This window comes from Nitrosomonas communis, assembly GCF_024102715.1.
Lineage (GTDB): Bacteria > Pseudomonadota > Gammaproteobacteria > Burkholderiales > Nitrosomonadaceae > Nitrosomonas > Nitrosomonas communis_B.
The window spans coordinates 1-13,452 of record NZ_JAGFJM010000027.1 but is presented as its reverse complement, the minus strand read 5'-3'; the positions used below and the strand labels follow the sequence as shown (position 1 = coordinate 13,452).

The window sequence follows — 13,452 nt, the reverse complement described above, 5'->3', positions numbered from 1 at the left end:
CACGAGAAATTCTCTTAATTTTTCAAGCGCTTTCCCGCGATGACTAAGCCGGTTTTTTTGTTCCATGACGAGTTCTGCTGCCGTTTTATTCAATTCAGGCAAGAAAAAGTACGGATCATATCCAAATCCTCCTTCTCCACGCGGTTCCAGCAGGATCTCCCCATGCCAGCAACCATCGACAATGATGGGCTGTGGATCATCGGCATGTCTCACCAGCACAATAATGCAATAGTAATAAGCTCGCCGATCTGATTGATTTCTGAGCTTGTCGATTAGTTTCTGATTGTTGCGTTCATCTGACTTTGGCACTCCTGCATAGCGGGCAGAATATACACCCGGTACACCGCCCAGAATGTTGACACAAATACCAGAATCATCTGCAAGTGCAGGCAAGTCCGTAGAACGGCTAGCGTGGCGTGCCTTGGCCAGCGCATTCTCAACAAAGGTATCATAAGGTTCGTCAATTTCAGTTACACCCAGGCTTGATTGCGGGATAATTTCAAAATCAAGTGGGGTAAGTAACTGTTGTATTTCTCTCAGCTTACCTGAGTTATTACTGGCAATAATAAGTTTTTGCATAATTTTGTCAATCAGATGCGAGAGCTGTTTTTTGCAACACGATCAGTTCCTGTATTCCCTGCTGCGCCATGTCCAGCATGGCATTTAACTCCTGCCGGTTGAATGTCGCGCCTTCGGCGGTTCCTTGCACTTCGACCAAACCAAGACTGCCGGTCATCACGACATTCATATCGGTATCACAAGTAGAATCTTCCGCATAATCCAGATCAATCAAGGGAACGCCATGATGGATGCCAACCGAAACAGCCGCCACGTGATCCCGGATGGGGTTACCTGCGATCAACCGTTGTGCCTGCAGATATTCGATCGCATCGTATAATGCTACAAACGCACCCGTAATACTGGCTGTTCTGGTACCACCATCTGCTTGTATGACATCACAGTCAATTTGAATGGTACGCTCTCCCAATTTTTCCAGATTAATGATTGAGCGTAATGCCCGCCCTACCAGGCGTTGAATCTCCATAGTACGCCCTGATTGCTTGCCTTTTGTTGCTTCTCGCTGCATACGCTCATTCGTTGAGCATGGCAGCATACCGTACTCAGCAGTCAGCCACCCCTGCCCTGATCCCTTGAGAAAGGGAGGAACTTTATCGGCAATACTCGCAGTGCACACGACTTTGGTATCGCCACACTCAATGAGCACAGCCCCTTCAGCATGTTTGGTATAGCGACGAGTGATCTTTACCGGACGAATCTGGTTAGAAGCCCGGTTGTTATGACGTAACATCATGAGTACCTGCCATGGAAAATTTTCTGTGTTATATACAATTAATTCAAGCTAAGCGTTCAGATAGCAAAACGATAAGAAGCCGGTTTGGGCGGAGTGCCAGCCGATACTGTCAATAGTTCATAGCCATTCTCGGTAACCAGCACCGTATGTTCCCATTGGGCTGATAAACTGCGATCTTTGGTCACAATGGTCCAGCCATCTGGCAGTGACCGGATAGCAGCCTTGCCTGCATTGATCATGGGTTCTACCGTAAAGATCATGCCCGCCTTAAGTATTAAACCCGTTCCACGGCGTCCGTAATGAAGAACTTGCGGGTCCTCGTGAAATTTTGCGCCGATACCATGACCGCAAAACTCTCTCACGACGCTATAACCGGCACCTTCTGCCATGCGCTGAATGACATGGCCAATATCACCCAAGTGTTTTCCAGGTCTGATTTCTTCTATCCCGCGCCACATCGATTCATAAGTCACTTCACACAAGCGCCTGGCCTGGATAGATGGTTGCCCAACATAAAACATGCGGCTGGTGTCTCCATGATAGCCATTATAAATCACCGTTACATCAATATTGATGATATCCCCTTCTTTCAGTTTTTTATCCCCTGGTATGCCATGACATATTTGATGGTTAACCGAGGTACAAATTGATTTGGGAAAAGGGCTGTAGCCGGGAGGCGCATAATTGAGCGGCGCCGGAATGGATTTTTGCACATTAATCATATAGTTGTGGCAAAGGCTATCCAACTCGCCCGTCGTAATACCCGGCACAACATGAGGGGTAATGTAATCGAGCACCTCGGATGCCAGCCTTCCAGCTATCCGCATTTTTTCAATTTCTTCAGGAGTTTTGATATGAACCGTCACAATATTTTCCAAATAATCCAATTATTACATAATGTTTCAATCCACGCCCGTGACCGGGCGAAATTGCATGGAAAGGGTTACGCCCCTATCTATTTTGATAAATTTGTTATTCTTTCGATTTTAAAGCTGATATCCAAAAGTGCTCGCATGCAGTTACTGCCAACTTGCCACCAGAAACTTGCCGGGCAGACATGAAAAAATTTTTTCTTCCACTTCCCTCATCAATTCAAGCACAATGTATTTTACTTGCTCCAAACGCAACTGACCGATATTTACGCTTTTTGTTTTGCGAAGAGGAATACGCATACCGGTGTGACATATACTTTATCTGTTTGATTTGATTCCAATTGAAAGATCATCAAAAAAAACCATGTTCACAAGCAAAAATAAAAAGAAAAATATTTTCATCCTGATGGATTATTCGCTATGACCGTTTACTGATATTAATAAACCTTGTTAGAATGCGGTGCTGAATTCTGCTTTTCTTTTTATGCAAACCTTTAAAAAATCTTATAATCTTCAAAATATGAAAGCCATTAAAAACACTGCAGTCATTTTTGCACTTATATTTTCAAATCAAATTTTTGCCGATACATCGAATACTCAAGCTGATCCTGAGAAGGGTAAAGAAATTGCCACGGGTATTTGTGCTAGCTGCCATAACGCCGATGGCAATAGCGTTATTCCGGCCAACCCGACGCTTGCTGGCCAGCACGTGGAGTATATCACCAAGCAACTAATGGATTTCAAGGCAGAAGGCGATTCACCTGCAAAACGTGATAATCCCGTGATGGCTTCGATGGTTGCAGCGCTCTCTGAGGATGACATGAAGAATCTTGCTGCCTATTATGCGCAACAAAAATCACAGCCTGGTACTACGAGCGAGAGTGATACATCATTACTGGAATTAGGTAAAAGAGTCTACAATGGGGGCAACCTGGAAAATAATGTGCCAGCTTGCTCCAGCTGCCATTCTCCTAACGGACAAGGTATCCCGCCTCATTACCCTAAGCTTGCAGGCCAACATGCAGCTTATGTCGTTTCGCAATTAGAGGCATTTCGTCAGGCAAGCCGCGTTAACGACAAAAATCAAGAGATGCAAAAAGCGGTACTGCGCATGAGTGCACAGGAAATAAAAGCTGTAGCTGACTATATTGCAACATTACAGTAGATCTAGTTTCTGCTGCAACGATAAGCAACCCATCTAAAAACTGTTAAATTACCACCGGTACTACCGGCGGTAATTTAATATCCTTATACCCAGGAAGTAAAAACTCGTTCTGCTGCAAGCAGTGTTTTGTCAATATCTTCATCCGTATGAGCAGTAGAGACAAAACCGGCCTCAAATGCAGACGGTGCAAAATAAACACCCTCTCCTAACATGGCATGAAAAAAGCGGTTAAACGCTTCTTTGTCGCACATCATTACATCGGCAAAGCTCTTCGGCAGTTCTTTGCAAAAATATAAGCCGAACATCCCGCCTACTGACTGGGCACAAAAGTCCACATTGTATTTCTGTGCAACACTGGCTAACCCTTGAGTCAACTGCTGTGTTTTAGCCGCGAGCGTTTCATAAAATTCAGGCGCTTGCACTTCCTCAAGCGTGGCTAATCCAGCAGCGACAGCAACGGGATTACCAGATAAGGTACCTGCCTGATATACGGCACCGAGCGGCGCGAGGCACTGCATAATCTCCCGGCGTCCTCCGAATGCAGCCATCGGCATACCGCCCCCTATTACTTTACCAAGTATCGTAAGATCAGGTTTAATCTGGTAAAGCCCCTGGGCGCACTCCAGTCCCACGCGGAAGCCTGTCATGACTTCGTCAAAGATCAGCACACTACCATACTGCGTGCAGAGGCTCCTTAAGGTTGCTAGAAAATCCGGCTCTGCTTTGACCAGATTCATGTTACCCGCAACGGGTTCGACGATAACGGCAGCAATTTCTTTGCCAAATTCACTAAAGATTTTTTCCAGGCCGGCAATCTCGTTATAATTCAATACCATGGTATGGGCAGCAGTCTCAGAAGGAACTCCGGCTGAACTTGGATGACCAAAGGTCAATGCCCCGGAGCCCGCCTTCACTAACAAAGCGTCATCATGGCCGTGATAGCATCCCTCAAATTTAATAATGCGGCTTCTGCCTGTATAACCACGCGCTAAGCGAACAGCACTCATGCCAGCTTCGGTGCATGAGCTCACCAGCCGCACTTGCTCTATCGAGGGAAGTAGTTTGCAGAGTAACTCAGCAATCTCCAGTTCTGCTTCGGTTGGCGCACCAAAAGATAATCCATTCTGTGCTGCTTCTTGAACTGCCTTGACTACTTTGGGGTGGGCATGGCCAAGAATCAACGGTCCCCATGAGCCGACATAATCTATGTAGGATTTTCCATCAACATCCCAGAAGTAGGCTCCCTGTCCACGTTTAAAAAAAATAGGTGTGCCGCCAACAGATTTAAAAGCGCGCACCGGTGAATTAACGCCTCCCGGAATATATTTCTGGGAAGATTCATATAATTGTTGATTAAGTGAGGTCATTTATTTACTCGTCATTAAGATGATGAAGAAAAAGCTTGATCAGCTTTCAAAAATAACTGGGTGAATTTTTTTGCCACAGATCGAATATTCTGAGCGCCGTATAGTCCGTGACTAACAGCGATAGAATCACTTCCATGATTGATCAGTGAAGCTGCATTGGCCAAAGTAATGCCACCAATTGCAACGATGGGAATACTCAGTTTCTTCTTTGCCTCAGACAATAAATCAGTCGATGCTGTTACTGTATTCGACTTGGTTTTTGAGGGGAAAAAAGCACCAAATGCGACATAATCAGCACCTTGTTTTTCTGCCTCAAAAGCTAACGCTAGCTGATTATAACAGGACGCGCCAATAATTTTGTTTGGTCCTAAATATTTTCTAGCTGCAACAATAGCAGTATCTTCTTTACCAACATGTATCCCATGAGCATCGACTTCTATCGCCAGATCATAATGATCATTAACGATCAAGATCGCATCGTATTGCTTGCAAAGCTGGAGCAATGTGCTTGCTTGCGTCAGGCGCAATCTGGCATCGCCTACTTTATTTCGATATTGCACATAGCGAACGCCAGCGGAAAGTAGCTGGCGCGTCATCAGACAGAGTTGAGCTGTATCCGTAATATCAGGAGTAATGGCATACAATCCTTTAATTCCATGAGAAACCATCGAAAGTGTTATTTTTTCTCTTCCAGATCGGTTTCATCACTTGCCCAGAAGAGTCTATCCGGCAGGTATTGACCCATTCCCGGACGAAACCCTGATTTAAGGGCATGCCAAGTGTAATCTTGTGCCTCATAAACACTTTCGGTAACAGACATTCCATGGGCAAAAGAAGCAGCAATTGCTGACGATAGTGTACATCCCGATCCATGGTAAGAACCTGGCAATCGCTGCCATTCATCTGCCCGAATCACTCCGTTACTATCATATAACGTATTGACTACTTTGACTGTATTTTCATGAGTACCTGTGATCAACGCATATTCGCATCCCATCTGTAGTAATCGGGCTGCGCTCTGCTTGAGCTCAATGATCTCCAGTTCATCCTCACTCTCCAATACCAGACGCCTTGCTTCTATGCTGTTGGGTGTAATAATCGTGACTTGCGGAATCAATAGATCACGCATGGCCGCAATGATTTGCTCGTTAGCAAGCGGATCGCCGCGACCAGAAGCAAGTATCGGATCAAGAACGACCGGAATATCTGGATAGTCGGCAATGACCTCAGCAATGGCTACAATAATTTCCACGCTGCCAAGTAAACCTATCTTGAAAGCATCCACTGGCATATCTTCCAGCACAATGCGCGCTTGATCCGCTACCCATTCAGGATCCAGTGCCAATATGCTCTCAACACCAATGGTGTCTTGTACTGTCACAGCTGTAATGACGGAAAGTGGGTGACAACCCATACTCGCTAATGTGAGAATATCGGCTTGTATACCTGCACCGCCGCTGGGATCGCTTGCTGCAAATGATAATACTGTAGGGGGTGGTTTGGACATGCAATAATACCGTAAAATATGATTTTAACTTAAAAGGATGTTTTGATCTATCATGTCTATTGATGAAAATCAGACCTATCACCGTTACATGTGTTTGATCTGCGGTTATATTTACGATGAAGCTGAAGGTGCACCACAAGAAGGCATTCCTCCTGGAACACGATGGGAAGATGTACCGATAAACTGGACCTGTCCTGAATGCGGCGCACGGAAAGAAGATTTTGAAATGGTAAAATTGTGATGCGTATACTCCACACCATGCTGCGAGTTGGTGATCTCGAGAAATCCATTCATTTTTATACCAATGTATTGGGTATGAAAGTTTTGCGTCAAAAAGATTACCCTGATGGAAAATTCACATTGGCGTTTGTCGGTTATCAGAATGAGTCAGAAGGTACCGTTCTTGAGTTAACTTACAACTGGGGAGTAAAAAAATATGATCTTGGGACGGCATATGGTCATATTGCGATAGAAGTGGATGATGCTTATAAGGCATGTGAAAAAGTAAAGAGTCTCGGGGGTAACGTAACGCGTGAGGCTGGCCCCATGAAGCATGGCGCCACTATCATTGCATTTGTTGAGGACCCGGATGGTTATAAGATTGAGTTTATTCAGAAAAAACAGAATGAATCCATATAACCTCAATCACGCTATAATTATTACATAGCCATTCAATTGCTGTTACCGAGATTCAGGAATATTGCTAAAGTTTAAACAAGCTGATTTTCAAATCAATGGTAACAGCATCCATCGCACCTGCTGCCAACAGCACGCTCGATACTATCCATGCAATAAAAAAACGGTGGGTTTCTTATTAATATCAGGCAAGCAGTCTCTCCATTCTTTGATCGTTCTTGTGGCGATATATTCATCCGGCAAAGTAAGATTGCTGGCAATACAGAGATCAGTATCATCACGGCAACTCTGAGTCAGTATTTCAAGCAATTTCTGGTTGCGATAAGGTGCTTCTATAAAGATTTGAGTTTGGTTAGTTCTTGCCGACTCCTCCTCTAACTGGATGATTTTCCTGAGACGCAGCTCGTTTTTTACGGGTAGATAACCATGAAAATGAAAACATTGCCCGTTCAATCCGGATGCCATTAATGCTAACAGAATGGATGATGGTCCTACCAACGGCACAATAGGCACGCATTTTCGATGTGCAACGCGTACGAGATTGGCACCTGGGTCAGCAACGGCCGGGCAGCCTGCTTCAGATAACAGGCCGATATTGTTCCCTGCAAATAATGGCGCAAGTAACTGATCGATCTCATTAAGCCTGGTGTGTTCATTCAGCACCTGCATGCTAATCTCCTGCAAAGGCTTCATGCCTCCAATCTGTTTCAGGAATTGCCTGGCTGTTTTGGGGTGCTCAACAATAAAATATTCCAGTTCGGCAATATGCTGCTGCACATGTGCAGGAATAATTTCAGCAAAATCTACTTCTCCTAATGGAGCTGGTATCAGAAAAAGTGTGCCGGGATGCATGCTGTAGAATCTCTCCAAATAATCGCTGTTATCAGATAGTAGAAATCTCTTCCTTGCAAAGAATCAGCAAGAAAGCATCTCTAACTAAATTGTTATTTCTTGACCTTCAATAGCACGCTGTCTGCTTGCTGGAAATATCAATGAAGTACCCGTGGGACACTCAAAATGAATTCAGGGATATCTACGGTAAAATGAAAACCGTCTTCAGCGACCATCTGATAACTACCTTTCATTGAACCGGCAAGCGAGGTAATCGCTGTACCGCTGGTATATTCGAAGCTATCACCAGGTTTAAGGAGTGGTTGTTCACCCACCACACCCAATCCCCGAACCTCGTGAACATTGCCATCTCCACTGTTGATAATCCAGTGACGACTTATTAATTGTGACGCCACAGTTCCTGTATTGGAAATAGTAATGGTATAAGCAAATACATGGCGATCTGCTTTTTCATCTGATTGCTCAGGCAGATATGTAGTACGTACCGAGACATCCATTTCATATTTCTTTTCGTCATTCATGGTTTATATATTGCACACTATTTTCTAAATCGCAGCAAGCTGCTACTAAAGTTAGTCATTACGAGTCACTTTGTCTGTATTCCATATCGCAGTGAATTTATGCGCTACGTTACAATTTGCAAACTGTTAAGAATTGAGCCCCGCCGCTATAGCTCTCACCACCATTCGATCAGAGGCTAACGGGTTTTATGAATCGCAAAAAGCAATTACCCTAATCATGCACACCTACGGGAAGCTCCGGCAAAATGTTTAAAAATGTAGGATTTCATCGAGGACTCGGAAGGCGGTAATCAGCTAACCAGCACTTCAGGTGATATTTGCAATCGGGCGATATAAAACACCGACACTGATGATAACACTATACAAAACTTATTCATGCGAGAATTTTCAGCATAATATTAGGACAACAAGGCGATTCTGCGTAAATTATTTTCGCCAGAAAGCGATTGTAAATACAATCAGCAAAGTATAAAACTCCAGCCTTCCCAATAACATGGCAAAACTGCATATCCAGATCTGAAAATCCGTCAAAGAAGCATAGGTAGTAGCGGGTCCGATTTGATTAAGCCCCGGTCCCAGATTATTGATACATGCAACCGTAGCTGAGAAAGCTGTTATTTCATCCAGGCCGCTTAATGTTAGCACTAGAGTCATGAGAATCATGCTCAGCAAATAAACAAATAAAAAAACGAACACAGCAAAGATGATTCGATTAGCAACAACACTTCTACCGAGCTTGACGGGTGAAACTGCCTGGGGATGCATAATCGTGATCATCTCCCGAAAAAACTGCTGATATAAAATCCGTACACGAATCATTTTAATCCCTCCTCCCGTTGATCCCGAGGAAGTGCAAAAACCGGATAAAAACAGCATCCATAGCGGAGCAAATATTGGCCATAAACTATAATCAGTATTGCTGTATCCCGTCGTCGTTGCAACAGAAACAACATTAAAGGATGCATAGCGCAGCGCTGTTAACGGATCAGTATAAACCCCTGTCAACCACAGATAACCAGCAACTACTACACAACTCACCAATACGATAAAGAAGTAAGGTTTTATTTCAGGATCATAGTAATACGGTGCAATACCCCTTGCTCGCCAGGCCGAAAAGTGCGTCGCGAAATTAACCCCTCCAATCAACATGAATACAATCGCAACCAGTTCGATTGCGGGTGAATTCCAATGACCGAAGCTCGCATCGTGCGAAGAAAACCCCCCTAATCCCAGGGTTGTGAAGGCATGCATGATCGCATCAAACCAACTCATTCCTGCCAGCTTATATGCGATCACACACATCAGCGTAAGCGCCACATACACCAACCACAGCCCTTTTGCTGTCTCGGCGATACGTGGTGTCAACTTGGACTCTTTCATGGGGCCAGGTATTTCAGCTTTGAAGATCTGTCTACCACCAACACCTAACATGGGCAGTATAGCTACGGCAAGTACGATTAATCCCATACCCCCCAGCCATACCATCTCACCACGCCACAGATTGATCGAGTAAGGGAGTGTATCCAGACCCGTCAAAACCGTTCCACCGGTAGCAGTCATTGCAGATATTGCCTCATAATATGCTTTGGCAAAACTGATTTCCGGGAAAAAACGCAATAGCGGCAGCATGCCGAAGAACGGCAGGAGAAGCCAAACCAGCACGACCAATAAAAAACCATCACGGATCTGTAGCTCACGCTTATAGCGGCGTGTTATCAATGCGATAACGATGCCGCAGATCAACGTAATCAGAATAGCCTCACCAAAAACAGCCGATGAGCCATCTTGCAACCAATATCCGATACCGTATGGCACTAGCATGGTCAGGCCAAATACGACAATGATCTTGCTTAAAACATTAGCAACCGACAAAAAGTGATTCATGCATCAGCCAATTACAAAAAGGAGGCACTAACCTGAAATAATCTTTCAATTTGCCGAATCATTTTCTTATTGATAACAAATAGAATTACGTGATCATTTGATTCAATAACAGTGTCATGGTGGGCAATGATAACTTGCGCTTTACCTTTCTCCTCGATACTGCTGTCTTCAGCAATATCCCAAGCACTCATCCATCTTTTGTCTTTGGCGGGCAATCCCCGCACGATAGCACCAATCGTTGCACCTTTTGGTAATTTGATATCTTCTATTTTCCGCCCCACCACATTGGATGATTTGGTATCGCCATGTGCCACCACCTCAAGTGCCTCAGCCGCTCCCCGGCGCAAGCTATGGACTGCTACCACATCACCTTGCCGTACATAAGCAAGCAAGGAACCGATCGTTACTTGTGCAGGTGAAATGGCAATATCGATTCTATCGCTTTGAACTAAATCGACATATACGCCCCGATTGATCAGGGCAATCACCTTATGCGCACCCATGCGCTTAGCCAGCAATGATGACATGATGTTATTCTCATCATCATTGGTTAGCGCACAAAATACATCCATTTCAGCGATATTCTCACTCTCCAGCAATTCTTCATCGGTGACATCACCATGCAGCACCAATGCTTTTTGCAGGTCCTGGGCTAAAAGTTCGCAGACTTTGCCATCACGTTCGATGATTCTAACTTGATAGTCATTTTCCAGCGCTTCTGCAAGACGTCTGCCAATCTTGCCACCGCCTGCAATCATGACACGCTTGACCGGTTTATCCATGCTGCGTAATTCACTCATCACGACGCGAATATCCTTACTCGCCGCAATAAAAAAAACTTCATCTCCAGCCTCGATGACGGTGCTTCCTTCGGGAATAATGGGGCGATCTTTGCGGAATATCGCTGCTACCCGGGTATCGACATTGGGAACATGCTTACGTAATTCGCTTAGTTGATGACCTACCAGCGGTCCTCCTTGCAGTGCTCTCACAGCGACCAGACTTACTTTACCGGCAGCAAAATCAAGCACCTGCAATGCTTCTGGAAATTCGATCAACTTTTCAATATATTGAGTCAGTATCTGCTCAGGGTAAATGGCATAATCGACACAAAAATTTTTTTGTGAAAAGAGATCAGGATGCTCTAGATAATCGCTTGCACGAATTCGAGCAATCTTGGTGGGCGTATTGAACAGGCTGGCAGCGATCTTGCAAGCTACCAGATTGATTTCATCACTCTCGGTAACCGCCAGCACCATATCTGTATCTTCAGCACCTGCCCGTTTAAGCACAGAGGGATGCGATGCATTACCGACTACTGTTCTCAAATCAAGGCGATCCTGCAACAAGGCCAGCTGATTGGCAGCAATATCAACCACTGTAATATCGTTTGCTTCGCTTACTAAGCTTTCAGCGACAGTAGAGCCTACCCGCCCAGCACCTAAAATAAGAATTTTCAATTCTGCAACCTGTTTCCGGTGTATTAAAATACCTGAAAAAACACCTTATACTGCGGAGGTTTCATCATTCTGATAATGTGCCCGCACCCAATCGCGCCATTGCTTAAACAATGCAGAATCAAGCGCAGCAATCACTGAGCGCCGCCACGGCGATGCCGCCCAATAATCGTCCTGATCAAAGCTGCACATGGAACCGCCTGCTTCTTCCAGAATGAGGCAGCCGGCGGCGTAGTCCCAGGGTTTCTGACCACCATGTAACAATAAATCAAAGTAACCTGCAGCGGTATAACACCATTCCAAAGTGCAGGCACCATAATTACGCTGTGAAGCATAAGGAGGATAAGCAGCTATTTTTTCAGCCAACTTACGATCCAGGCGCTTAAAATCGACATTGGCTATCGCATTACGCAAATGAGTCTCGCGCCTTCTCAATGGCAAGGCAGTCCCATTAAGATAGGCACCCTTACCTTTCTCGGCATAAAACAATTCTTTTGTGGCAGGATTATAAACAACTCCCAGAATACTCCTGCCTTTGCGCATCAATGCCACAGAAACTCCAAAATAAGGGAGGCCATTGAAAAAATTGGATGTACCATCAATGGGATCAACACTCCAGAGCCCCGCATCTCCCGCTTCCCATTGGGCGTGTTGCTGCTCGGCGGGCATTTCCTCACCCATTGTTGCAACAGGATAAATTTTCTGAAGCTTATTCAGTAAGACTTCCTGCGCAGCCAAATCAGCCTCAGTATAAAAACTGCCATCTGCTTTACGCTGACGTACGACTTGCATGTATCGAGGCATAATCTCTTCTTGAGCAACCTCTTTTACCGCAGCAATGACTTGTTCCAGCATGCTTAAGCGGCTCGCCACTTGATCGAGCAGCCGATACTGGGTATTTGGTCTTGAGGCCCCTGACCTGTTTGCGCAACTTGCACCATTGCCTCAAACAAGTCCCGACGTACATCAACAGGTGCCGCTTCCTTGCGGGATGCATCCAGCCGTCCGCGGTACTGTAATTCTAAGTTGTTATTAAAGCCAAAAAAATCCGGAGTACACACTGCGCCGTAAGCCTTGGCAATATCCTGACTTTCATCCCATACATAAGGGAAGGGATACTCAAACTCCTTGGCAATTCTGATCATATTATCAAAAGAATCTTCAGGGTAATCCATGGGATCATTCGACATGATGGCGATCGTACCGATACCGTATTGCGCCAGCTCTTTCACATCGCGAATAATACGATCACGTATCGCTTTCACATAAGGGCAATGGTTGCAGATAAACATCACCAATAGCCCCTTCTCACCCCTTGCCGCGGCCAGGTTATAACGTTTCCCATCCACTCCGGGCAAATCAAAATCAATTGCTTTCCAACCAAAATCACAAACAGGTGTTTCCAGGCTTGCCATATTTTTTTCTCCTTATCGAAGGCCTTATCTATCTTTGTTATATTATCATGGAATCGTAACCACCCTGCTCTTATGCCACTATCCATTATGGCTGCACGTTTTTATTACCCCGAATCCATGACATCAGGTCAAGTCATTACCCTGCCCGCAAATATTGGCCATCATGCCGCACGTGTGCTTCGACTGAAGCAAGGTGATAGCGTGACATTGTTCAACGGCAAAGGGGGAGAGTTTTCGGGACTGATCCACCGTATTGATAAATCGGGAAGCACTGTCATACTCTCAGAATTTCATGAAATCGAGCGCGAATCACCACTCGCAATCAATTTGGTGCAAGCTGTCAGCTCCAATGAAAAAATGGATTGGATCATACAAAAATCAGTTGAGCTGGGCGTTAGCAGTATCCAGCCCATCACAGCCAATCGTAGTGTGGTAAGGCTCACTGAAGAACGTGCCAATAGGCG

17 protein-coding genes are annotated in these 13,452 nt (G+C 45.1%); 4 read left to right on the top strand and 13 right to left on the bottom strand.

What is annotated here, in order from left to right; genetic code table 11:
- The 4 genes from rdgB to J5I83_RS02935 all read right to left on the bottom strand — a co-directional run.
- Positions 1-579, bottom strand: a 579-nt coding sequence (gene rdgB, locus J5I83_RS02950) for an RdgB/HAM1 family non-canonical purine NTP pyrophosphatase (protein ID WP_304053160.1), incomplete at its 3' end; no start/stop codon positions are given.
- A gap of 7 nt (positions 580-586) precedes the next feature.
- On the bottom strand, positions 587-1,309 hold the full coding sequence (gene rph / locus J5I83_RS02945) for a ribonuclease PH (RefSeq protein WP_304053163.1): 723 nt from the start codon (positions 1,307-1,309) through the stop codon (positions 587-589).
- Positions 1,310-1,368: 59 nt separating this feature from the next.
- A complete protein-coding gene (gene map, locus J5I83_RS02940; RefSeq protein ID WP_304053158.1) occupies positions 1,369-2,178 on the bottom strand; it encodes a type I methionyl aminopeptidase in 810 nt (269 codons plus the stop codon).
- Positions 2,179-2,331: 153 nt separating this feature from the next.
- Positions 2,332-2,484 (bottom strand): hypothetical protein, encoded by a 153-nt coding sequence (locus tag J5I83_RS02935; protein WP_304053156.1) that lies wholly within the window; start codon positions 2,482-2,484, stop codon positions 2,332-2,334.
- Positions 2,485-2,704: 220 nt separating this feature from the next.
- On the opposite strand from J5I83_RS02935, the gene J5I83_RS02930 reads away from it, so the two are divergent.
- Positions 2,705-3,349, top strand: coding sequence for a cytochrome c (locus J5I83_RS02930; RefSeq protein WP_304053154.1), 645 nt, complete (start codon positions 2,705-2,707; stop codon positions 3,347-3,349).
- A gap of 83 nt (positions 3,350-3,432) precedes the next feature.
- Here J5I83_RS02930 and hemL read toward each other — a convergent pair whose 3' ends face one another.
- From hemL to thiD, 3 genes are read right to left on the bottom strand one after another with little or no spacing between them, the layout of a single operon-like run.
- On the bottom strand, positions 3,433-4,716 hold the full coding sequence (gene hemL, locus J5I83_RS02925; protein ID WP_304053153.1) for a glutamate-1-semialdehyde 2,1-aminomutase: 1,284 nt from the start codon (positions 4,714-4,716) through the stop codon (positions 3,433-3,435).
- 14 nt (positions 4,717-4,730) lie between these two features.
- Positions 4,731-5,384: a thiamine phosphate synthase gene (thiE, locus tag J5I83_RS02920; RefSeq protein WP_304053151.1), complete on the bottom strand. Its 654-nt coding sequence runs from the start codon at positions 5,382-5,384 to the stop codon at positions 4,731-4,733.
- A gap of 8 nt (positions 5,385-5,392) precedes the next feature.
- Positions 5,393-6,223, bottom strand: coding sequence for a bifunctional hydroxymethylpyrimidine kinase/phosphomethylpyrimidine kinase (thiD, locus tag J5I83_RS02915; RefSeq protein WP_304053150.1), 831 nt, complete (start codon positions 6,221-6,223; stop codon positions 5,393-5,395).
- A 52-nt stretch (positions 6,224-6,275) separates the two neighbouring features.
- On the opposite strand from thiD, the gene J5I83_RS02910 reads away from it, so the two are divergent.
- Positions 6,276-6,464, top strand: coding sequence for a rubredoxin (locus tag J5I83_RS02910; protein ID WP_304053149.1), 189 nt, complete (start codon positions 6,276-6,278; stop codon positions 6,462-6,464).
- Positions 6,464-6,862, top strand: coding sequence for a lactoylglutathione lyase (gene gloA / locus J5I83_RS02905; protein ID WP_304053162.1), 399 nt, complete (start codon positions 6,464-6,466; stop codon positions 6,860-6,862). The genes J5I83_RS02910 and gloA overlap by 1 nt, the downstream gene beginning before the upstream one ends.
- A gap of 141 nt (positions 6,863-7,003) precedes the next feature.
- Here the strand turns inward: gloA and J5I83_RS02900 are convergent, their stop codons facing one another.
- The 6 genes from J5I83_RS02900 to J5I83_RS02875 form a co-directional block, all read right to left on the bottom strand.
- A complete protein-coding gene (locus J5I83_RS02900; protein WP_304053147.1) occupies positions 7,004-7,711 on the bottom strand; it encodes an SAM-dependent methyltransferase in 708 nt (235 codons plus the stop codon).
- 137 nt (positions 7,712-7,848) lie between these two features.
- Positions 7,849-8,232, bottom strand: a complete 384-nt coding sequence (gene apaG, locus J5I83_RS02895) for a Co2+/Mg2+ efflux protein ApaG (protein ID WP_304053145.1) — start codon at positions 8,230-8,232, stop codon at positions 7,849-7,851.
- A gap of 426 nt (positions 8,233-8,658) precedes the next feature.
- On the bottom strand, positions 8,659-10,116 hold the full coding sequence (locus J5I83_RS02890; protein WP_304053143.1) for a TrkH family potassium uptake protein: 1,458 nt from the start codon (positions 10,114-10,116) through the stop codon (positions 8,659-8,661).
- A gap of 11 nt (positions 10,117-10,127) precedes the next feature.
- Complete coding sequence (gene trkA / locus J5I83_RS02885) at positions 10,128-11,576, bottom strand: Trk system potassium transporter TrkA (protein WP_304053142.1); 1,449 nt, start codon at positions 11,574-11,576, stop codon at positions 10,128-10,130.
- A gap of 45 nt (positions 11,577-11,621) precedes the next feature.
- Positions 11,622-12,428, bottom strand: coding sequence for an inositol monophosphatase family protein (locus tag J5I83_RS02880; RefSeq protein ID WP_304053161.1), 807 nt, complete (start codon positions 12,426-12,428; stop codon positions 11,622-11,624).
- A gap of 2 nt (positions 12,429-12,430) precedes the next feature.
- Positions 12,431-12,988, bottom strand: coding sequence for a thioredoxin family protein (locus J5I83_RS02875; protein WP_304053141.1), 558 nt, complete (start codon positions 12,986-12,988; stop codon positions 12,431-12,433).
- Between the two features lie 87 nt (positions 12,989-13,075).
- Here J5I83_RS02875 and J5I83_RS02870 point away from each other — a divergent pair.
- The coding region (locus J5I83_RS02870) for an RsmE family RNA methyltransferase (protein WP_304053139.1) at positions 13,076-13,452 on the top strand (377 nt) is incomplete at its 3' end.